At 76.0% G+C, this 579-nt stretch carries 1 pseudogene; it reads left to right on the top strand.

The window, feature by feature from the left end:
• Nucleotides 1–579: pseudogene (locus IFT89_RS19940) on the top strand (AAA family ATPase); the annotation flags it as partial.

The raw sequence follows: 579 nt of genomic DNA, 5'->3' as shown, positions 1-579 counted from the left end.
GGGCAGCGCTCAGCTCGGCACCGGAGCGCGCCTCGCGTGCGGCCACCGAGTCGGCCAGGGCCGCCCGGTCCGTCGAGCGCGCGGCTGAACGCCGCACGGTGCTGGATCGGGTGGACGCGGCCGACGAACGCCTCGCGGGGCTCGCCGATGAGGTCACCGAGGCCGCCACGGCCGCGAAGGCGGCGATCGATGTCGAGACGTCGCTGCGCCTCCGGAGGATCGAGGGCATGGCGGGTGAACTCGCCACCGGCTTGCGGGACGGCGAGCCGTGCAGCGTCTGTGGCTCGCTGAGCCATCCGGCGCCCGCGGTGCTCGACGGAGACCACCCCGACGCGGACGCGGTCGACGCGGCATCCGTCGCTCGGGCCGATGCCGAGGCGAGGATGCAGTCGGCGCAGAACACCCGGGACATCGCCCGGGCGGAGCGCCGTCGCCTCGTCGAGCAGTTCCTCGCGCTGGCCGACGACCCGGGCGACGTTGCCGCTGCCGGCTCCACCGACGCTTCGACGACGGCGACTGCCGGGTTCGACCCGGTCGCTGCGCGGGCGGCCGTCGATGCGGCCGCTGCGGAGGCCGAGC

It is taken from the genome of Plantibacter sp. CFBP 13570, assembly GCF_014841395.1.
Lineage (GTDB): Bacteria > Actinomycetota > Actinomycetes > Actinomycetales > Microbacteriaceae > Plantibacter > Plantibacter auratus.
Note: the sequence above shows the minus strand (reverse complement) of the source record. Positions and strands in the feature narration are given on the sequence as shown.